Below are 22,270 nucleotides of genomic sequence, written 5' to 3'. Positions count from 1 at the left end.
TACATGCCAATCAATTACTAAACAATTATTAGTACGAAAAAAAGACGAGAAGGTTTCAAAAGGCTCTCGTCATTTTCTTTAATTTCATTTAGTAGTCGTTCATACTCTTAGTGTAGAAGAATGTCCTCTACACTAAATTTCCTCTGTCCAACCATCCTGCTGTTTCACTTTACCAGCTTTCATAAGTGTACCTAACGCTCGTTTAAATGCACCTTTACTCATGTTAAACATTTCTTGAACTTCATCTGGTGAGGACTTATCGCCAAATGGCATTCTTCCTCCTACCTCTTGTAGGTAATTTAAAATTCTTTGCGCATCACCTGAAATACGCTCATGTTTACGTGGTAAAAGTGAACCATTCATCGTACCCTCATCTTTTACATCAATAATACGAACAACAACATCTTGTCCCAGACGAGGTTCTTCATTACGCTCTGATTCATGGACAAAGATACGGTACGGAATGTCTACACCTAATAAAAACGAGCCAACTGGTAATAAACGATATGGACGTGCCTTAATGTTTTTATTGTGCATGTCTTCAAATGCACCTTCATATAATTCCGAAATTTTTTCTTCAGTTGCCAAACGCCCAAATAAATCACCATTGCGATCTGTGCGCAATGTCATAAATAAATGGTCGCCTGGTGCTGGCCAAAGTTCGCTTATTGCAGGTAAATCTTCAGCTTTTACTAGCACCTCGCGTGAAGTACCGATATCTACAAAAGCCCCTTCACGCTCGACTACTTTTAGAACACGAGCCCAGCCATATTCCCCTTGTACGAAAGATGGGATAGCTGTTGTAGCTGCTAAATCACCACGACGATCTGCAAATAAAAATACTTCAAGGCGGTCACCTACTGCAAGTGGCTCTGTTACCTCTGAAGCATTTAAGGGCAGTTCGTCAACTCCATTTGTTAAGATCCATTTCGATGCTTGTTGCTCTAACACAGTTAATGTAACAACTTCACCTGATTTTAATTCGTTCATATTGTCTTCCTTTCCTTCTTACCATCATTTTCGCAAAAAAACTTATCCGCCGAAGGCTTTAACATCTGTAGCTGTCGCTTTGCTTTCGCTACAAAATCATTCGCTGATAGAAATTAAAAGTTATGATGGGTTTTAGATGCCTCTAGTTTTTTCGCGATGTCCGGATTTTCTTCCATTACCTGTACAAGATCCGCAATTCGATCGATTGAATTCCAACTTAAATGATGTTCGATACCTTCTACATCATTGTATATTCGCTCTTCATCTACACCAATGATTCGCAAAAATTGCTCTAGAAGCTCATGGCGCTGTACAAGACGTTTTCCAAGCTTTTCTCCTTTAGGTGTCAATGTAAGGCCACGGTATTTTTCATAAACTAAATAACCATCTTTATCTAATTTTTGAACCATTTTTGTAACAGAAGAAGGAAGAACAGATAATGCTTCAGCAATGTCAGACACACGAGCATACCCTTTATTAGTGATTAATAAATATATTTGTTCGATATGGTCCTCCATACTAGGTGTTGGCATATCCTATTCCCTCTCTTTCCTTTTCTTACTCTCTAGTTTACTACAAGCTTGCCTTAAAAGTTAACTGAAAATACATATGCCCGAAAAACAATACATGCGTAACATAAATTGCGCCTGGCAAAATTATTTGTTGCTGTCGCTTCGCTTTCGCACAAAAAACATTTGTGGCTGATTTTGCTTTTTATCATTCTAAATTTGTGTGAAATACTCGTTAAGTGAAGAAGTTGATTGGAGTGGAGGCTGGGCGACTCCTCGGGGATTAGCGATATAGAGGAACGAAGGCTAAAAGCATCACGTCCTGTGATAATGCCTTCGTGACCAATATCGGTGCTACAAAGCGCCCAGTCGGAACGGAATCAACCCTCGCTTTGCAAAAAACATACTCTATTGACATCTTCGTTGACCCAATAGTTTTTCAAAAACGTGAAGAACCAACTTCATATAGAAGTTGGTTCTTCCTTATGTCGAGGATACTTATTTACCACATGTAATGCATGAATAATCTCTTTATTGATCCGTTCGATATTTTCAGGAGTATTCATCACTTTGAATGCTTCATCTCGGGATTCCATAGATGTAACATACTTGCTTGGCAATACATTCAGTGTAAGTGCCACTGCGTCAAGTTCACAGATTTCACATTTACAAAATGTTTGATATTCCGGTCCTCGTAGTAGAAAACTTACTAAACCACGCACAATTTCCTCTGTAACATTTACTAAAATAGGATCTGACATATTCAAACCTTCGCCTCATTTATATTTAATTGTTACAATATTCCTGAAACCATAATAGCGTTAACAAAGTTTTTTTTCAAGAATCGCTAGTAATATCTATACCATTAATATCACTAGCTCCTCAGAATGACTTTTTTTCTATACACTTCCACCGGATTATATCTTATTTACCATTTCTTAGATTTGATTAATCGTAATGAATTCAACACAACTAGTAATGTAGCACCCATATCTGCAAAGATTGCAATCCATAATGTTAGCCATCCTGGGATAACAAGTAACAGGGCAACTAATTTTAGGGCTAGTGCAAATATAATGTTCTCTTTAATGATACGTAATGTTTTTCTACTTAAGCCAATTGTATACGGTAGCTTCGTTAAATCGTCGCTCATTAAAGCGATATCCGCAGTTTCCAGTGCTGCATCGGTGCCAGCGCCTCCCATTGCAATACCAACATCCGCTGCGGCAAGTGCAGGTGCATCATTGACACCATCTCCTACCATCGCCACTGCACCAAACTGTGCACGTAAATCTTTAATGGCCATTAATTTTTCTGCTGGTAATAAACTTGCTCTAACATCTGTCATATTTAAAGAAGTGGCAATTGCCTGTGCTGTTGGCTCTGCATCACCTGTTAGCATAACTTTATGCTTCACTTTTAAACCATTTAATTTATTTAAGACATCTTTACTTTCTTGACGTAATTGGTCAGCAATACCAATCATCCCAATAAACTGATCATTACTAACCGCTGCTACAACTGTTTTCCCCTGTTGTTGAAGTTTATGCACCTGTTCTTGTATCATTTCATCAACAGTTGTTAATGTAGCAATCCATTTTAAGCTTCCTACATAGATTATTTGACCGTCGACCGTCGCATAGGCACCCTTGCCTGTTACGGATTGAAAGTCTGTTGGTATAAACTCTGTCAAATCTTTCTCATGCAATGCCTGTAAAATAGCTTTAGCTAATGGGTGCTGGGATTGTTTTTCAACAGCTGCTACTAGCTGTAAAACATAATCTTCAGACATTTCCTGCGATGTTAAAATATCTGTTACAGCAGGTTGACCTTTTGTAAGTGTACCTGTTTTATCAAATGCAATTGCTTCAATATGACCAAGCTGCTCTAAATGAATACCACCTTTAATAAGAACACCTTGCCTAGCTGCGTTCCCGATTGCAGTAACAATAGCAACTGGTGTAGAAACGACTAATGCACATGGACACCCTACAACAAGGACCGCCAACCCTTGGTAAATCCAATGCTGCCAATCACCTATAAATAAAGGTGGTAGAACCGCTACAAGTAAAGCAACAAGCATAATTGCAGGCGTGTAATATTTCGCAAAGCGATCAACGAACTGCTGTGAAGGTGCTTTTTCTGCCTGTGCTTCTTCAACAAGATGAATGATTTTGGCAATTGTTGTGTCCTCTACTCGCTTTGTCACACGAACCTCTAAGGCTCCTTCTTCATTTAGTGTTCCTGCAAATACTTCGTCGTCGACTGTTTTACTGACTGGAATAGATTCACCAGTAATCGCTGCCTGATTCACCGCTGACAACCCACTCACTACAATTCCGTCCATAGCAATCTTCTGACCAGGTTTAACGATTAAAATGTCACCAATTTCAATCTCCTCAGTCGGTAGCTCCATCTCATGAAAATGCTCGCCATGTGCACGTTTTATCGTCGCTGTAGGAGGAGCTATATCCATGAGCTGACGAATCGATTGACGCGCTTTATCCATTGAATACGCCTCAAGCGCTTCACTTACTGCGAATAAAAAGACAACAACAGCCGCTTCTTCCCACTCCCCAATAATGGCTGCACCTATTACAGCAATAGTCATCAGCGTCTTCATATCAAATTCAAAGCGCGCTAGATTGCGGAAGCCCGTTTTAAAAATTCCAATTCCCCCAACTAGAATTGCGATAATAAACATCCCAATAGTTAGCGGGTCCGTTTCACCACGCATTGTTCCAAACATATATCCAAGCACTACGAATAACAAAGAGATTCCAGCTAATATATTTTCAGTTTTTCGATAAAAAGGTGTTGATTTTTCAATTGTTCTTGCCGTTGATTGGGATACTTTTATGCCATCGAAAGCACCTGCTTCTTCAAGTTGATCAGCGTTAATATCACCAATAACTGTTATTTTAGAAGCGCCGAAATTCACTTGTGCATCCTGAACCTCTGGAATAGCCTTCACGTTTTTTTCGAACTTTGCTGCACAGCTAGCACAGGATAAGTTTTGTAGCCTATATTCTTGTTTAGTTGGTGTCGCTGCCATTTCCAATCCCCTCTTTCACATGTTCGTAAGCAACCGTTACAATTTGATACACATGTTCATCAGCTAAAGAGTAGTACATTTGCTTTCCTTTTCGATATGACTTCGCTAAGTTATTATCTTTTAAATATCGTAAATGATGCGATGCTGTTGCTACTGACGAACCGATAATGGAGGCAACATCGCAAACACATAATTCATCTTCGACCGTTAAAGCATACGCAATTTTAAGTCTTGTTTCATCAGATAATGCCTTTAAAAACTTTGCTACTCTCGATAAATCTGGCATTTGCTGTTGTACTTTAATGACTGCTTCTTCATGGACACATGTTATTTCACATATTTCTTTTGGCATTTCTTCACCTCATTCAAATGTTTGTTTGATTGTTTTCACCATAACATAATATTCCATCATATTCAAACGAATATTTGAATGTAAATGATTTATATCACAAGTTGAAAAAATGTCTTTATATAAATTGCTAACTAATAAATATAAAAGTAAAAAAGCTATCACTCCAATGTGATAGCTTTGCATGTTATTGCGATAATGAAATTATGGTGACATATTAAACAAAGTTGAGATGAATAAGGCATGCTAAGCGGTTGATCTTCGTTCCGACTGAGCGACTCTTTGGGGATCAGCGATTTAGAGGAACGGAAATCACCCCCTCGCTTTGCCGAGAAACCATGTTGTCTTAATATAAAACCCTATAGATACTTATAGCCTCTTATCCTATTTTGCTTTTAATCGTAACGTTTTACCTTTAATATCATCTTTCCTCACATACGTTTGATGATAATCTCCATTAGCCCAATCCATTACTTGATCTTGATACCAAGCAGATTTTACATGTCCACTCTGTCCTGGACCCACGATATGATAAGCTGCGCTTAAATCACCGACATCTACTACAAAGCGCCATGATGCTCCGTGAGTAACATTTCCAGCTAAATCATTATCAGCAGCTTGAACAGTAACCTTCGAGCCTCCAATAGGAACCTTTTTAGCATTAAAATATGCCGCAAGAATTGGTGAAGCTTTACCTAATGTATGGTCAAAGGTAAGCTGATGGAAATCGCCCCACTTCCATTTCGAAGCATTTTTTCCGAATTGATCTTCTATTTGTGTGACAGTGAGCTCTAATGCCTTGTAAACAGTTGCATCTACTCCGCCCTGTTCCTCAATCCATATACTTTTCTTACCTGCATAAGCTGTACGTAAAAGCTGGTCTGTAATATTAAATTTCCCATACATTAATTCAAACATATCTTCTGGCATCTGATCTTTAAATAACACTTCTTGTAACTTCTCCATTAACGTATGGAACACTAATGGTGCACCAGAATCCTTTGCATCTACCATATCCCAATTCTCTAATAATTTTATAACATCTTTATATTTCCCATCTTTATCTTGTGCTTTTATCGATGGTAATAAATATGGTAGAAACTCACGAGCATATAGGTTGTGCTGATCCATTTGTAAATTCATCATATCTTCCACTGTTAACGAATCATTCGCCTCTAAAACTTCATTAATGCGCTCAAAACGATAAGGCTGTGCCCAGAAATCTGTTATGTGATAAGGATATTCTTCCCCAATAACTTCATTATTTGCTGTCGCAATAAATCCTTCATCAGGATTTACTACAGTTGGGAGCTCATCCCACGGGATAAAGCCTTCCCATCCATAGTCACTAGAATCACCTGGTACCGGTAATTGCCCGTCTCCTTGTTTTCGAATTGGAATTTGACCATTCGCTTTATAAGCAATCGTGCCGTCTTTTGATGCAAAGACAAAGTTTTGAGCCGGTGCCTTAAAATCCTCTAAAGCTTTTTCAAATCCATTCCAGGATTTCGCTTTATTGAAGCCTAGTATTGCACGTAGCTCTGTCGTTGGTTGCAGTGCCGTCCACTGCATTGAAAATTGTGCTGTAGGCTCAGTATCTTTAAAGGCTAAATCTGTCATGATTGGGCCGTGACGTGTGACTACAACTTCATAATCTACCGTTTCCCCGTCCTTTACCTTAATCGGTTCATCACGTACCTCCGCTTGCTCCCACTTGCCGTCATAGCGGAACTGTGTTGGATTATTCGGATTAGGCATTTCTATATATAAATCCTGTACATCAGGTCCAACATTCGTAACACCCCACGCAATGTTATCGTTGTGTCCTAAAATAATACCTGGAATACCCGCAAAGATTACGCCACTAACATTTTGCTCAGGAGATTGTAAATGCATTTGATACCAAATAGACGGTGTACTTAATCCTAAATGTGGATCATCCGCTAAAATCGGCGTACCATTTTTTGTTTTCTGCCCAGATACAACCCAGTTATTACTACCGTTAAATTCATTTGGCAACAGAACTGCATTAAAACGCCCTGCCACAGCTACTGGATTTTCTTTATTCGCCTCGATAATAGATGAAGCGTTTTTAGGATACTTTATAAATAATTCTTTAGCTTTTTCTTCATCAAAGTTTTGTAAAGCCCAATGTCGGAACGCAAGCGTATTCCAATTACCACCTAAGTCATAGGCCATATATTTACCAATAGTAAGAGAGTCTATAACGGACCAGTCCTCAGGTTCGTAACCTAGTAATGAGAATTCATAGCTTAATGTTTTATTTTTCTTTGCCTGTGCAATAAAAGCATTGACGCCATCTGTATACCACTCAAGTACCTGCCTGCTTTCTGGATCATAGGTACCTAATGATTTTTCAGCTGCATCCCGCAAGCTAAATGTTCGGAAAAATTTATCCGTATCAACAGTTGCCTCACCGATTATTTCCGACAAGCGACCGCTAGCTTGTCTTCGCGCTAAATCCATTTGAAACAGCCGATCCTGCGCTTGCACATAGCCTTGCGCACGATACAAGTCTGCATCTGTCTTAGCAAAAACATGGGGGATCCCCTTGTCATCCCTTGTGACAGTTACATCTTCATCTAGCACACTCAATGAAAGTTCTCCATCAATTACTGGTTTTGATTTATTCATAAACCAGGTAAATCCGATAAATGCGACAATAACTACTATAGCTAAACATCCCGCTATAGCCAGAAGCCATTTTTTCCATGTCAACTTTCTCACATCTCCCCCCCCCTTTTTGCAATATATTCTTTTACCTTTTAAAGATTCGAAGTTTAATGTTAATTGCTTTGCAGTATAAAAAAAATCGTATTTCCTTTTAGAAAATACGATTTTTTATGTTGTTGAAAAACTATTGTATCAGTAAAATTAAGTTGTCATTTTTTCTGTAAAATAAGGGGTTGATTTCCGTTCCGGCTGGGCGCTTTGTTGTTGTTGTTGCTGTCGCTTCGCTTTCGCACAGTTAAACCATTTGTAGCTGCCGCTACGCTTTCACAAAGATTCCTTGACCATTTTATTTTTCATAGATACTAGTTATTAAGCTGTAATTCGATTGGACAATGATCACTGCCCATAATATGTGAATGAATACTCGCCACATTAATGTTGTTTTTTAGTCTCTCCGAAACAATAAAGTAGTCAATACGCCATCCGATATTGCGCTCGCGTACTTTATTCATATAGGACCACCATGTATAGTGATCTGTTGTATCTGGATACATATAGCGGAATGAATCTACAAAACCACTTGCCAATAGCTCCGTCATTTTTGCACGTTCTTCAAATGTAAAACCTGAATTACCATTATTCGATTTTGCATTTTTTAAGTCAATTTCCATATGTGCGACATTTAAATCACCACAGTAAACTATAGGTTTCTTGGAATCTAGTTCTTTTAAATAAAGCGCTAATCGATCCTCCCATTCTAAACGAAAAGGTAATCTAGCTAAATCACGTTGTGAATTTGGGGTATAAACATTCACTAAGTAAAAATCTTCATACTCAAGTGTAATAATTCTCCCCTCTTCCTGTGATTCATCCTCACCAACGCCATAACGTACTGAAATTGGTGTATGCTTTGTAAAAATAGCTGTACCTGAATAACCTTTCTTCTGTGCATAATTCCAATACTGCCCATATCCCTCAAGTGAGATTTCCACTTGTTCAGCCTGACACTTTGTTTCTTGAATACAGAAAAAATCTGCATCTACATGATTGAAAAAATCTAAAAACCCTTTACCTAAGCAGGCTCGAATTCCATTAACATTCCAAGATATAAACTTCATTTTCTGTTTTCACTCCTCAAAAAACGCCCTCCACCATTAGCGAAGGGCGTAGTATTCTATAAGTCGTCACCAACGATTTTTACTTCTGTTTCTAAATCGATGCCAAACTTTTCTTTAACTTCTCGTTGTACCATTTGAATTGTTGCAATATATTCAGTAGCCGTTGCATTACCTTTATTAACAATAAAGCCTGCATGCTTCGTTGATACCTCTGCATCACCAACGCCTTTTCCTTGTAAGCCACTATCTTGAATAAGCTTACCAGCAAAGTGACCAGGTGGGCGCTTAAAAACGCTCCCTGCAGATGGGTATTCTAACGGCTGCTTAGATTCTCGCTGAAACGTTAAATCAGCAATTTTTGCATCAATTTCTTCCTGTACACCTTTTGCTAATTGAAATTCGGATGATAATACATAGTATCCTTTCTTGGCAATGATACTTTGACGATAACCAAGTTCAAGATCTTCTTTTGATAGTATTAAAATTTCGCCTTCTTTTGTTAGCACTTTCGATGAAATAATAATATCCTTAATTTCACCGCCATATGCACCGGCATTCATTGCCATAGCCCCACCAACTGAGCCAGGAATACCACAAGCAAATTCAAAACCTGTTAAAGATGCTGCTGCTGCCAGTTTCGATACATCTTTTATAAGTGCACCACTTTGCGCATAAACATGGTCACCATTAATGCGAATTTCATCTAAAAACGAAAATGTAACAACGATCCCTCGATGACCGCCATCACGAACGACCATATTTGATCCATTACCTAACATTAATAAAGGTATATTATTTTTGTAAGCATAGCGAATAACCGTTGCTGCCTCTTCCTCTGTTTCAGCGAGAACGAAAACATCCGCTTTACCACCTAATTTTGTCATAGTATATTGCTGTAATGATTCATTCAACTTAATATTGGCCGGATTAACGCTCTGTGCTAAATCCGCCGCCCATTGTTCTTTTGTCATAAAAGCTAATTCCTTTCTAACGTCCTTTCTTACTCTACACTAGTATGGATTTAGAACCCTAATTTGACAAGTAAAAATGAAGGGTAATTTTTATCTCGCCTTAATAGGTAACGAGACTCTCCGTGCAGAGCCGATGAATAGGATAAAAAAAATTCATGGTCATTATATTACATATGTCCAATGTTTATCTACCCATCAGAAATTTCGAGATAGACTTCACACTTTTACAGCCAACTCGTTGCCCACAATTCGATATTGCGGATTGCTCCTTCTAGTGCCCAACCTTTATCCGTTAAAGAATATTCAACACGCACTGGTACTTCTGAATATACTTTTCTTTCAACAAGCCCTTCTTTTTCTAGCTCTTTTAAACGTTCGGATAATAAACGACCACTTACAGGTAATGCATTTTCAATCTCATTAAAGCGCTGTGGTCCATCTAATAATTGATATAAAATCAGCCCTGTCCAGCGTTTTCCAATTAAATCCATAGCTTTAGCTAAACGAGGACATAAATTTGACTCACTCATTTTTTTCACCTCTTATGTACTCTATTGTAACGATAATTTTTAAAAAAGTAAATTTGAAGTAACTTATTTACTACAAGTAATCTATTTACCTTTTCTTATTTGATTACTAAATGTAACTTGAAATGTTTTTTCATTTTTGGCATTATCTTTTGCTTTAACATCGTATCAAAGCTACTGATGGCATAAAAAATTAGCCACGGCTGCTCAATCAGAGCGTAGTCATGGTAGCTTATTATTTAATAAAAATGGCCACTTATTTCTATATAGATGCACATGATTTTATTATTATGACTATTCCCCTCTGTTAGAAGAAAAGTTACCGTACTGTAATGACTTTTAAGAAGCTTATTTTTTATATTTACAAAAATTTTATTTACGTCTACATATATTGAACAATTAGAAGATAAAAAGTTTGCTTTACATGGAAATTTAACTATTAAGGATCTAACAAAGCCCATCGATTGTTTTTACAACAGTATATACAGGGAACAGTGTAAATCCATGGGCGCAAGAAGAATGGATTCCTGATGAAGGCACAGATTGAATTTTATAATACTCTCCTAGAAACAGGTGGTGAATTGCCGTAGTGGATCTTGAAGTATTTCCTTTATAACAACTTCAAGCCAATATTTCGTAGAACGGAGGACTATGGTAGGGTTTGATGAATTCTCTTCAGGACACACTTTTATTTCAATGATGTTTTTTATCGTATTCGGTGTTATCGCATTTTCTATTATTAAAAGTACTTTACAATGGTCAAAAAACAACAATGAACCATTACTAACAGTACCCGCTAAAGCCGTAACAAAACGGTCTAATACTAGTGGAGGTTCTGGTAACTCTAGTGCACATACATCGTACTATGTCACGTTTGAAGTACAAAGTAGCGTTCGTCTAGAGATCAATTATGCCTCGGCATAATTGCGCCCGGAATCGGCTTTGTGCTTGCACAAAGAACTTCCTTCCGATTCTTTGACATCCGCCGGAGGCTTTAACTTATTTCAGCGGATGTTTGGACAACCGCTGAAATAAGTTAAAAATGAATGGTCGTGATTATGGACAGCTCACAGATGGTGACTTTGGCTTACTATCATTTCAAGGAACACATTATCATGCATTTGAACGACAAAAAAGGAGAGCAGCGTTTAACAACGCCCTCTCCTTTTTAACATTTCATTATTACTTAATTAAATATTTACCAAAGCCGCCTTCAGTATCGCCTAAATATTCGATACTGCTACCTGCCGGAATGACTTTTTGTGCATCCTTTGCAGAATTGTAAATAACTTTTGTATTTGCTGGGAACGGTACAAATGACCAATTGTTATCCGCAGCAGGATTAATTGTTTTGTTTGTCATAATGTAGTCAATGACAGCTTGGCGATTTTCATAAGCATAGTTTGTTAAGTTAGAGCCATCTGCCTTTTTAAATGTAGCACCATAAGAACCACCAACACGGTAGTTGTTCGAAATGATAATAAATTCTTGTTTTAGATCGATTGGTTTACCGTTGTATTGCACGTTTTTAATACGATTTGCTTTTTCATCTAGTAAAATACCTCGACTATCATATTTCGCAGGTGATGTAACATCAATTTGATAAGTTAAGCCATCTAATACATCAAAATTGTAAGAACGTGCCTCTGGGTCAATAATATTTTGTTCTTTAGTTTGTTTTGGATCAATTGTTGCAAAAACACCAGCAGCCATTTCTAACCATTCAATAGCTTGCGCACCTGTTACTTTAATCGTTGCAAGCGTATTATCGTAATAATAGATGTCTGCCATATTTTTAATCGCTAGTGGACCTACAGGAATGTTTGTGTAATCTGCAGGGTTATTTCGAGATCCCGCTTTGAAAGGCGCACCAGCTGAAAGAAGCGGGATGTTTTCATCAGCAGTACCTTTTAATTCTTTTTCAATAAACCATTTTTGAGCTTGTGTCACAATTTGAATAGAAGGATCGTCTTGAACCATTGAGAAGTAGCTATGGATTGGTGCAGTTGTCTCACCAACAGGCTGACGAATATACTTTAACGTACCTTCATGCGCTTCTTTAATTACATTTAAAACTGTTTTAGATGGTTTTAGGCCTTCTTGTTTGATAGAACGGATAGAACCTTGTCCATCCTTCACAACCCATTTAGCGCCTTTTTGTTCTAGTTGTAAATCAATAACTCCAAGATAGCTACCATAGCTTCCTGCCATTACAGTTGGAACACCGTTAATTGTCCCTTTTTCTTGATCGACATTTTTCAGATTTTTATAGTCGCCTGGGAATGTCAAATGAGAGTGACCTGTAATTAAAGCATCGACACCTTTAATCTCAGAGATTTGGTACCCAACGTTTTCGTTACCTTTTTCGTAAGTATCTTCACCAATACCTGAATGTGAAAGTACTACAATTACGTCTGCACCTGCTTTTTGCATTTCTGGTACAACTTCTTTCACCGCTTCAACTGGTTCTTGCATTTCTACTTTGCCTGCTAAATGAATAGCATCCCATTCAACAATTTTCGTAGGTACAATCCCTGTAACACCCACTTTAAGCGTGTGCTTTTTACCTGTATTGTCTACTACCTCTTTATTAAGAATTACGTACGGTGTGTACATACGCTTTTTTGTTTTAGCGTCGTATGTGTTTGCATTTACGACTGGATATTTTGCATCATTTAATACTTCATCTAAAAACTTTAAACCATAGTTGAACTCGTGATTTCCTAAAGTTCCTCCATCATATTTCAGTGCATTTAGTGCTGCTATTGCTGGATGAACCTCACCTGGTTTCAAAGGATTCTCTAACGCTTTATAAGAGCCTAGTGGCGTTCCTTGAATTAAATCACCATTATCAAATAATAATGTATTTGGGTTCTCCTTACGAGCCTGTTCAATTAATGTAGCCGTGTTTGCTAGACCTACATCAGCTGATTCAGCATCTAAGAAATAATTGTAATTAGCAAGATTTGTATGAATATCTGTTGTTCCTAAAATTTGAAGATTTACTGTAGATGTTGATAATTTGTATTCGGCTACAAAGCGTTTAATAATACTTTGCATTTGCTCAGTTGTTACATAGGCACGCGGACGAATTGTGTTATCCCCAAAGCCTTGTAATAAGTTTGCTGCAACAGCATTTGCTAAATCTTGCTTATGTGCTTTAGCAATTTGATCCGCATCTTTAAACTTATCTAATACAGAAAGTGGTGCGTTATCTTTGGCTAATCCACGAGCAGAAATAACGAATGCTTGTTGTCGTGTCAATTTATCATTTGGACCAAACAACGTCGCCGTTTTACCTTTAATAAGATTCAGTTCCACTGCCTTTTCTACATACGGAGCTAACTCCTTAGAGATGTCAGTAAAGGCAGTTTTAGAACCATCCCCTAGCCCTACATTTAAGCTTTCTACTAATTCTTTCACGTAATCCCCGCGTGTCACATCGTTTGATGCAGCATTCGCAGATAGTCCAAATGGTAATACCGCGAATAGAACGAGTAACATCGCTAAGAATTTAGTAATAAACTTTTTACCCATGGTAACAACCTCCTTATAAATCTAATATTTTCCTACGGTTTTTATTATATTATACTAATTAATAATTTAATTGAATAAATAGTCCCAATTGTATGTATTTTTAAACGAATAGCAAAACTCTTCTTCTGAAAATAATAGATTAATATCATTTATACAACCACATGTTAGTAAATGTAAATTCGAAGCACATGCAGAGTACCAATGGGTTAGACCTCCTTACCACTACCGTACCTCTATGAATAAAAAAAAGTTCTCTCAAATTAGAGAGAACTTTTTTTAAAAGAATTACTATATTTCCCTAATCAATACGCTAGAGAATAGTATTTATTATGCAGTTACAGTTTGTAAAGATTGAGCTACTTTTTTAACCGCTTCTAGGCCATTTGCAATAATTTCTTGCGCTTTATCTTGTGAAGCGTTATGGCCCTCAATGATAACCTCTTCGATAATTTCCATACCGAACATGCCAACAACATTTTTGATGTAGTTAACTGACATTTCCATTGGTTGTGCTTCAGGTGCAGAGTAGTAACCACCGCGAGCATTTAAAATAACTACTTTTTTGTCAGTCATTAAGCCTTCTAATTGACCGTTTTCATTATATTTAAATGTATAACCAGCCTGGAATACATAGTCAATGAAAGTTTGTAATTTCGCTGGGATTGTTAAGTTCCAAAGTGGGAAAGCAAATACGACAACATCAGCTGCAGTTAAAACATCCATAGCTTTTTGTTTTGCAGCTAAAAGACGTGATTCAATGTCAGTTAACGTTTCACCGTTTTGAACTTTACCAAAAGCATTGAAAAGATCTTGACCGAAATAAGGCATATCTTCTGCGAATACGTCAAAAGTCGTTACGTTGACACCTTGTACATTTTCCATAAATGTGTCGTACATTTTTGTTGAAATACCGTCTGGACGGTTGTTTGCTTTTACTACTAATACATTCATTATATAAATTCTCCCTTAAATTTCAAAGTTTAATATCTCGAATTCAAGATATATGAATATATTAAAAAACTTTGTGTAAAAAGTCAACGTTAGTATACTAAGACTTTTGACCGAAATGCGGATATTTCATAATATTCACACCATAACGAAGGGTTGATTTCCGTTCCGACTGGGTGCTTTGTAGCAGGATGTTGGTCACGAAGGCGTTATCACAGGACGTGATGCTCTTAGCATTAGTTCCTCTAAATCGCTAATCCCAAGGAGTTACCCAGTCGTAACGAAGGTCAATTTTTCCACATGATATGCGTTTTTGCACAGGTCATCCCTTTTTATAATTAGCTATTAAAGTATATATATTAGATATGAATAGACTTACTAATCTTATCAGCTCTTGATTTGCTCCAACAAAGTTAAAATTTACAGCTATCGTCCGTACAAACTCCACCGTCTCCTTAGCCTGCCATCTTTAATTCTGGTTGTAAGCCTTCTTCTTCGGCAACTTTACGTAAAGTTTCTTCAAATACTTCTTGAGGTTGTGCTCCAGAAATACCGTACTTACGATTTAATACAAAGAACGGTACCCCTCGTACGCCCAGTTGTAGCCCTTCTTGTATATCAGTCTCTACCTCTGTTTTAAAATCGTCGTTAGCAAGAACCTTTGCAACTTCTTCACGATTTAAACCTACTTGCTCGGCAATATCGATTAATACATCATCCTGACCAATTCGCTTTGCTTCAATAAAATAATTGTATAATAGTGCTTCAACAAGCGCTGAAACATCCCCTTGTTGTTCTGCCCATTTCACTAGCCGATGTGCTTTTAAAGTATTTTCTTCCATTGAATGATCAAAGTTATAATCTAGGCCAACTTCTTTTGCACGAGCCGCAACACCTTGCGTCATTTCTTTCGCTTTTTCTAGCGACATCCCATACTTTTTCGCCAATGCTTCATACGTAGACACATTTGTATCCACAGGTGTTGTTGGGTCAAGCTGATAGCTTTTATAAACGAGCTCTACCTGCCCTGCAAAACCAGTTTCCTCAATCGCTTGCTCTAATTGCTTTTTGCCAATATAACAAAACGGACATACATAATCTGACCAGATTTCAATTTTCATAGTTAGTCACGCTCCTTTTGCTACATTGTAGCGATAGTAATGATTACAAGGCAATTTTTATGCTTCATTGCATAATTTCTCAAATCAATCTACATACTGAACGTAAAAACAATGTGAGGGTTATGTATGACACAATCTCTTTGGCTCGGAACAATTGATCCCGTCTCCTTACCATCCCTTCCTGCATCAACAACTTGTGATGTATGTATTATTGGCGGAGGCTTGACGGGACTATATACAGCATATGTCTTAGCAAAATCAGGTGTAGATGTAGTCTTACTTGAGGCAAATTCCCATATCGGTCATGGTACGACTGGTCATTCAACAGGAAAACTAACTGCACAGCATAGCTTAGTTTATGCCAACCTTATTGAAAAACTTTCTGTAGATGAAGCGAGGCTTTATTATCAGCTCAATCAAATAGCTGTAGAAAAAGCATTACAGCTACTCCCTAAAGAAAGTATTCAACAAGTAGATTCATTGCTTTATTGCCAAACAAAAGAAGGCTACGCCCAATTATTAAAAGAATGGAATGCCTATAAAGTATTAAATATTAAGGCGAAAATCACTACTGACACAGAGCTTCCCTTTCCAATTAAAAAAGCACTCAGCATGTCCCAGCAAGCACAAATTCATCCTGTAGAAGTGTGTAATTTCCTTGTAAAAGAAGCATTATCAATGGGCGCAAAAATCTATACAAATACCCGTGTTCAGCAATTAAACATACCACAAAATAGCTTACATACCGCAAATGACATGTCGGTTCAATACAACAAGCTTATTTTATGCTCACACTATCCAATCGAAGCCTTTAGAGGACTACATCTTTTCAAACTTTCTAACAGTCGCTCCTATATGGTTGCTGGTAAAATTACTGATACACTACAAGGTCAATACTTATGTGTAGATAATCCTACACGCTCTATTCGAACAGCTACCATTAACGATGAGCATTATTTAGTATTAGGTGGCGCTAATCATATTGCAGGTGAAACAACCAATACCCAGCCCTATTATGATGCTATTCAAAATGAAATGAAGGCTCACTTCGATCAGGATTCTATCTATCGCTGGTCTGCGCAGGACATCGAAACACCTGATATGGTCCCGTATGTTGGCAGGATTACACCGTCCTTGCCTAATGTTTTCATTGCAACTGGCTATCGAAAATGGGGCATTTCCAATTCTTTTGTAGCCGGAGATCTATTATCCTCCTTAATAACAGGTGCTGGGAATGAAGATGGCGCCATTCCTCTTTATTCACCAACACGTACGAAATTTGGTGCTCAATTTATGCAGATGCTAAAGGTAGGAGGTTTTGTAGCCAAAGAATTCGTAACAGGTTATGTGAAACGTGCAAATACACCAACTTGCACGCATTTAGGTTGTAAAACAAAATGGAATGAAGCCGATGAAACTTGGGATTGCCCTTGTCACGGCTCTCGCTTTAATGCCAAAGGGGAAGTTCTTGAAGGTCCTGCTGTGCACCCTTTAAAGCTAGATTAATAAATGCGTTAAAACGCTCGTTTACATCAGCAAGCGTTGGAGAGCCCACAGCAAAAGTATTTCTATAATTTCCTTAACAATAAAAAAAGAGGTTGCCTATTCCGAGGCAACCTCTTTTTCATTATTTCAATGCATCAGTTAAAACTGGGACGATTTGTTTTTTACGAGATACAACACCCGGTAAAAGAACGCGATTATTCACAAGCTCTGCGCCAAATCCTTTTGCTGCAGCCTCTGCTACTTGTCCAATTGCAACAGCAGTTGAATCATTGTTTAAAATATCCGTTACAACAAAGAAGAATAAATCTAAACCATTTTCCGCTACATTTTTATTTAATAAATTTTCTAATTCCTCTTGGCGGCCAAGTACATCGTTAATGTCGACAGCATTTACTTGGGCCACTACAGATTTATATTCACCGAATTGGAATTCTTTCGCATCTAATGATAAAAGATCTTCTAATGATTTATCTGAAAGATCAGCACCTGCTTTAAGCATTGCTAATCCATATTCAGCGGCATCAACACCTGCAATTTTCGCTAGCTCTTCACCAGCTTGTACATCTTGCTCAGTGCAAGTTGGAGATTTGAATAATAATGTATCAGAAACGATGGCTGAAAACATTAAACCAGCAATGTTTGCAGGAACTGCTACGCCATGTTCTTTGAAGATTTTATTTAAAATCGTAGCCGTACAACCTACAGGTTCAGCTCGGTAGTATAGTGGGTCAGCTGTTTGGAAGTTTGCAATACGGTGATGATCAATCACTTCTGAAATTTGTACTTCTTCGATTCCGTCAGCAGATTGTTGGAATTCATTGTGGTCTACAAGGATTACTTTCTCCGCTTCTCCAGCTACTGATGAAATCAATCGAGGTGCCTCAAAGCCAAATTTATCTAAAGCAAATTGTGTTTCATTATTTACTTCACCAAGGCGTACCGCTTCAGCATCAACACCAATTTGCTGTTTTAAATATGCATATACAATAGCAGATGTAATTGTGTCTGTATCTGGATTTTTATGACCAAAAACTAAAACTTTACTCATTAAATTAATTCCTCCTAAATGGCAATAACATTTATAGTTTATTTTATCATACCTTATGAACAAACATGTTATAAAGTGAAAGTTTATCTATAAAGGGTCTACTGCCAATATACATCCAAAATCCCCCGTTTTAGGATAACCATACTATCATGTATTACTTACTTTTCCTATACATGCTAGAGTTAGGCTTTTTTAGTTCAGGAAAGAAGGCTAAACGCATGACGAAAAATACCTTTTTATAACATTTATAGATTATTATTAAATATAATATATTTATCTGTTAATAACACCCTATTTATAACATTTAATAATAAAAATACATAGTTTATAAAAAATATTTACTATAAATAGATATATAGTTGTGTTTTCGTATTTATGAAAACGTAATTTTATGCTATCATCAGGTAGTCTATATTTTTTAGGATATACAGGAAATGGGGATTACAATGACAAAGAAGATGGAAAAAAAGTATATTCCTTTAGCAAATTATTTTGAAGTAGCTTTACAACAAGAAATTACTTTATCATTTAGCGAACTCGAAAATATTATGGGACAAGCCTTGCCAAATGCAGCTTACTTAAATAGGAGCTGGTGGAAAAAAACAAAGCCCCCTCTCTCTCACTATTTGTCATGGACAAATGCAGGCTATTATGTCATGGATGTTAAGCTCGGTACCAGTGTAACTTTCTCGCGTACACAAATGAAGACTACGAGTAATGTTTCTACAAATGACGATAACCCACCTGCATACATAATTCGAGCAATTGAAGCATCTGACGCCCGATCATTTATTCATTTGCAAGAAGAAATTTTCCAACAAACTGACTTCATGTATAATATGGAAAACGAATTAGACCTTACAGTTCAACAACTTCGAAAAGATTTGGTCTATTGGAAACAATTGAAGAACCGTACGATTTTATGTTGTATAGTAAACGGCATTTTTGCTGGCTATGCCGTTATTCATGGATATAAACATTCTAAAGCTAAACATGTTGCATCAGTTCATCTAGCTGTTAAGGAGGAGCATCAGCGACAAGGTATCGGCTCAGCGCTGATGGAAGCAGTAGAACGTTGGTCTATACAGCGAGATATTTCACGCTTAGAAGTATCTGTCATGGAGCATAATGATTGTGCTTTAAATTTGTTCAAAAAATTAGGTTTTCAGCAAGAAGGCATCCGACAAAATGCCATTAAATTAAATGATACCTTTATTAACGAATATAGTTTAAGCAAAATTTTATAAGCTTCTTTTTCAAGGATGTCTAAAACTTATTTGGACATCTTTTTTTATGTGTAGCGTTGTAAAATGATTAGAAAACTTGCTTTTCTCTTACTTCATCTAAAAATAACAAATTATTTTCTACTTGTTCATAGGATTGTTGATATTTCTCATATTGTGCCTTGTCCTGGCTGACCATTTCTTCAATTAGCGCATGTAAAAAAGAGAACAATACTGGAATAACGTCCAATGTAGATTGCTTTTTTAGACCAAGTGTAAATAATGCACTTGCAAATTCCCGAATAGAAGAAAACGCAGAACCAGTAATGGCAATAATTCTTGCCTTTTTCTTCTTAGCAATTTCTACAATCGTTTGAATGTCATTTGAATGCTTGTCCCATGAAAAAACAATTAATGTCGTTTGTTCACTCATACTGTTAATTTGCTGTACAAGATCATCGGATTCTGAGCGAAGCTGTTTCACGTTTGGACGTAACGTTTTCATTGTATACGCTAACCAGTTTGCAATGGACGCAGCTTGACGAGTACCTAAAATATAAACGTTCTCTGCTTCGTGCATCCATTTAGAACTTTTTTGGAGCATATGATCATTTATCAAATGAATCGTATCTTGAATATTTTGTATATCACGTTGCATAACCTTACCAAAACTCGAAATATTAATCTTATTTGATGGATATGTAAGTTGAAGACTCTCATGACCATTTTGAGTCATTAAATAGCTTCTAATTTTGTCTTGTAGTTCTACATAGCCCGATAAATCCATCGCATAACAAAAACGAATCACTGTCGATTCACTAACATTTGCCTGTCTCCCTACTTCTGCTGCTCCATTACTAATTACAACTGTATGGTTATTCATTACAAACTGTGCAACTTTACGCTGTCCCTTCGACAGCCTAACAAATTTACTTTCTATTTCTTCATTAATACTCATTTCTAACAACCTTTCTTTCAATGAAATTATCACGAATGGAGATTGTTCCTACTGACTCTAAATTCGGTTAAAAATACAGTATCACGATTACAATCTGAATACAATGACTTTTCTGAAAAATCTTTAACACTTTAACTTGCTAATGTGGCAGTTCCATAAAATTGTTCTACCCTTAAGGTTTTTGATGAATTGATTCTAACAGATTTTTAAAAATATTTGAATAAAAATTAATATTCTCTAATTTTTATGTAATAAAATTATAAAAAATGTCTTGGACTAGACAATCGCCCATCCAAGACATGATTATTTTTTAATCTAATTCCATTTGTTTTGTTTCTTGTCCTAAGAAAATTACCCCAACAACTCCGATAATAATCGCTCCGCAGAAAATCGCGAAGATGAAGCCGATATCATAGCCTGCCGTTAATAAAATTCCTACTAACAAAGGGCCAAAAATACCACCGATACGGCCAACCGCTGCTGCCATTCCTGCACCTGTTCCACGAATAATTGCTGGATACTGCTCTGGTGTATAAGCATAGAGTGCACCCCATGCTCCTAAGTTAAAGAACGATAAAAACATTCCTGATGTTAATAGTACTACCATCGTTTCGGCATTACCAAAAATGAAAGCACTTACAGCTGTACCAATTAAATAGGAAATAAGTACAAACTTCCGTCCAAATTTTTCTATAAACCATGCAGCTGTAAAATAACCTGGTAGCTGTGCAAGCGTCATAATGAGAACATATTTAAAGCTCGTAATCATATCAAACCCTTTACTAACCATGACACTTGGTAGCCATAAAAACATACCGTAATACGAGAAAACAACCGTAAACCATAACACCCATAACATAAGTGTCGAGCGTACATATTTTTTCGACCATACTTCTTGAATATTTTGCACAACACTACGTTTTTTAGACTCTGCCTTTACTACAAATTGAGGTGAATCTGGTAAGTGCCAACGAAGATAAATTGCATATACTGCTGGAATTGCCGTTAACAATAAAGCAATACGCCATCCCCAGGTTGGAATAACAAAATACGAAATCAGTGCAGCGATTAACCACCCTGCTGCCCAGAAGCTTTCCAGTAAAACAACCACTCGCCCACGTTCTTTTGCTTCTACACTCTCAGAAACTAGCGTCGATGCGACTGGCAATTCGCCCCCTAGTCCCATGCCTACTAAAAAGCGTAGTGCCATAAAAGCAAATAATGTAGTTGTAAATGCCGATAAGCCACTTGCAATCGAAAATAAAACGAGCGTCCACATAAAAATTTGCTTACGTCCTACTTTATCGGCAAGCACACCGAATATAAGAGCTCCTACAGCCATCCCGATTGAATTGATGCTACCTATCCAACCGGCTTGACTTGGTGTTAATCCCCAATCAACTGCTAACGCAGCAATAACGAATGATAATATCCCTACATCCATAGCATCGAAAAGCCAGCCAACGCCTGCTACCCTTAAAAGCTTATTTCGAGAAATAGATTGTTGAACCTTATTTGTTGTAACAGTATTTGTCGTCATTTCAACCACCTGTCTTTACACTTGACTTTACATCGCTAGTTTACTATACAGTTATTTCAAGAAAGTGACAAGCAAAAATTCAAATTACCGAATTGTTTCGACAATTTCTCGAATTCTATTGAAAACATAGGGCCATTTGCGTTAAAATGTCTTTTATACAAAAACAACTGTTCTTC

Annotated in this window: 18 protein-coding genes; 3 read left to right on the top strand and 15 right to left on the bottom strand. The window is 37.1% G+C overall.

Features of this window, described 5'->3' with window-relative positions; translation table 11 throughout:
* Positions 1 to 132: 132 nt before the first annotated feature.
* From B1B04_RS16525 to B1B04_RS16485, 9 genes are all read right to left on the bottom strand, one after another.
* A complete protein-coding gene (locus B1B04_RS16525; RefSeq protein WP_079562517.1) occupies positions 133 to 990 on the bottom strand; it encodes a CvfB family protein in 858 nt (285 codons plus the stop codon).
* A 113-nt stretch (positions 991 to 1,103) separates the two neighbouring features.
* Positions 1,104 to 1,523: a transcriptional regulator MntR gene (mntR, locus tag B1B04_RS16520; RefSeq protein WP_079562516.1), complete on the bottom strand. Its 420-nt coding sequence runs from the start codon at positions 1,521 to 1,523 to the stop codon at positions 1,104 to 1,106.
* A 437-nt stretch (positions 1,524 to 1,960) separates the two neighbouring features.
* A complete protein-coding gene (locus tag B1B04_RS16515) occupies positions 1,961 to 2,260 on the bottom strand; it encodes a late competence development ComFB family protein (RefSeq protein WP_368483752.1) in 300 nt (99 codons plus the stop codon).
* A gap of 167 nt (positions 2,261 to 2,427) precedes the next feature.
* The gene (locus B1B04_RS16510) at positions 2,428 to 4,554 is read right to left on the bottom strand and encodes a heavy metal translocating P-type ATPase (RefSeq protein ID WP_079562514.1); all 2,127 of its coding nucleotides are present in this window, start codon (positions 4,552 to 4,554) and stop codon (positions 2,428 to 2,430) included.
* Entirely contained in the window at positions 4,535 to 4,906 is a 372-nt protein-coding gene (locus B1B04_RS16505) for an ArsR/SmtB family transcription factor (RefSeq protein ID WP_079562513.1), read from the bottom strand. The genes B1B04_RS16510 and B1B04_RS16505 overlap by 20 nt, the downstream gene beginning before the upstream one ends.
* Positions 4,907 to 5,287: 381 nt before the next feature.
* Positions 5,288 to 7,651, bottom strand: coding sequence for a penicillin acylase family protein (locus tag B1B04_RS16500; RefSeq protein WP_079562512.1), 2,364 nt, complete (start codon positions 7,649 to 7,651; stop codon positions 5,288 to 5,290).
* A 308-nt stretch (positions 7,652 to 7,959) separates the two neighbouring features.
* The gene (locus B1B04_RS16495; RefSeq protein ID WP_079562511.1) at positions 7,960 to 8,715 is read right to left on the bottom strand and encodes an exodeoxyribonuclease III; all 756 of its coding nucleotides are present in this window, start codon (positions 8,713 to 8,715) and stop codon (positions 7,960 to 7,962) included.
* A gap of 56 nt (positions 8,716 to 8,771) precedes the next feature.
* The gene (murB, locus tag B1B04_RS16490; RefSeq protein ID WP_079562510.1) at positions 8,772 to 9,686 is read right to left on the bottom strand and encodes a UDP-N-acetylmuramate dehydrogenase; all 915 of its coding nucleotides are present in this window, start codon (positions 9,684 to 9,686) and stop codon (positions 8,772 to 8,774) included.
* Between the two features lie 224 nt (positions 9,687 to 9,910).
* Positions 9,911 to 10,216 carry a winged helix-turn-helix transcriptional regulator gene (locus B1B04_RS16485; RefSeq protein WP_079562509.1) on the bottom strand — a complete coding sequence of 102 codons (306 nt, stop codon included), beginning with the start codon at positions 10,214 to 10,216 and terminating at the stop codon, positions 9,911 to 9,913.
* Between the two features lie 648 nt (positions 10,217 to 10,864).
* Here B1B04_RS16485 and B1B04_RS16480 point away from each other — a divergent pair.
* Entirely contained in the window at positions 10,865 to 11,137 is a 273-nt protein-coding gene (locus tag B1B04_RS16480) for a DUF2500 domain-containing protein (RefSeq protein WP_079562508.1), read from the top strand.
* A 258-nt stretch (positions 11,138 to 11,395) separates the two neighbouring features.
* On the opposite strand, the gene B1B04_RS16475 is transcribed toward B1B04_RS16480, so the two are convergent.
* From B1B04_RS16475 to B1B04_RS16465, 3 genes are all read right to left on the bottom strand, one after another.
* Positions 11,396 to 13,750 (bottom strand): bifunctional 2',3'-cyclic-nucleotide 2'-phosphodiesterase/3'-nucleotidase, encoded by a 2,355-nt coding sequence (locus tag B1B04_RS16475; protein ID WP_079562507.1) that lies wholly within the window; start codon positions 13,748 to 13,750, stop codon positions 11,396 to 11,398.
* Positions 13,751 to 14,077: 327 nt separating this feature from the next.
* Entirely contained in the window at positions 14,078 to 14,701 is a 624-nt protein-coding gene (locus B1B04_RS16470; protein WP_079562506.1) for an FMN-dependent NADH-azoreductase, read from the bottom strand.
* Between the two features lie 452 nt (positions 14,702 to 15,153).
* Positions 15,154 to 15,819, bottom strand: coding sequence for a DsbA family oxidoreductase (locus B1B04_RS16465; RefSeq protein ID WP_079562505.1), 666 nt, complete (start codon positions 15,817 to 15,819; stop codon positions 15,154 to 15,156).
* A 126-nt stretch (positions 15,820 to 15,945) separates the two neighbouring features.
* Here B1B04_RS16465 and B1B04_RS16460 point away from each other — a divergent pair, with 126 nt between their 5' ends.
* Entirely contained in the window at positions 15,946 to 17,325 is a 1,380-nt protein-coding gene (locus tag B1B04_RS16460; protein WP_079562504.1) for an FAD-dependent oxidoreductase, read from the top strand.
* Between the two features lie 121 nt (positions 17,326 to 17,446).
* Here B1B04_RS16460 and B1B04_RS16455 read toward each other — a convergent pair whose 3' ends face one another.
* Positions 17,447 to 18,373: a manganese-dependent inorganic pyrophosphatase gene (locus B1B04_RS16455; RefSeq protein ID WP_079562503.1), complete on the bottom strand. Its 927-nt coding sequence runs from the start codon at positions 18,371 to 18,373 to the stop codon at positions 17,447 to 17,449.
* Positions 18,374 to 18,819: 446 nt separating this feature from the next.
* On the opposite strand from B1B04_RS16455, the gene B1B04_RS16450 reads away from it, so the two are divergent.
* Positions 18,820 to 19,620, top strand: coding sequence for a GNAT family N-acetyltransferase (locus B1B04_RS16450; protein ID WP_240518317.1), 801 nt, complete (start codon positions 18,820 to 18,822; stop codon positions 19,618 to 19,620).
* A 67-nt stretch (positions 19,621 to 19,687) separates the two neighbouring features.
* Here B1B04_RS16450 and B1B04_RS16445 read toward each other — a convergent pair whose 3' ends face one another.
* A complete protein-coding gene (locus tag B1B04_RS16445; protein WP_079562501.1) occupies positions 19,688 to 20,554 on the bottom strand; it encodes a MurR/RpiR family transcriptional regulator in 867 nt (288 codons plus the stop codon).
* A 310-nt stretch (positions 20,555 to 20,864) separates the two neighbouring features.
* Positions 20,865 to 22,094, bottom strand: coding sequence for an MFS transporter (locus tag B1B04_RS16440; protein ID WP_079562500.1), 1,230 nt, complete (start codon positions 22,092 to 22,094; stop codon positions 20,865 to 20,867).
* Between the last annotated feature and the right edge of the window lie 176 nt (positions 22,095 to 22,270).

Origin of the sequence: Lysinibacillus sp. KCTC 33748 (genome assembly GCF_002237755.1) — a bacterium.
In the GTDB taxonomy this organism is placed as follows: Bacteria; Bacillota; Bacilli; order Bacillales_A; family Planococcaceae; genus Lysinibacillus.
Note: the sequence above shows the minus strand (reverse complement) of the source record. Positions and strands in the feature narration are given on the sequence as shown.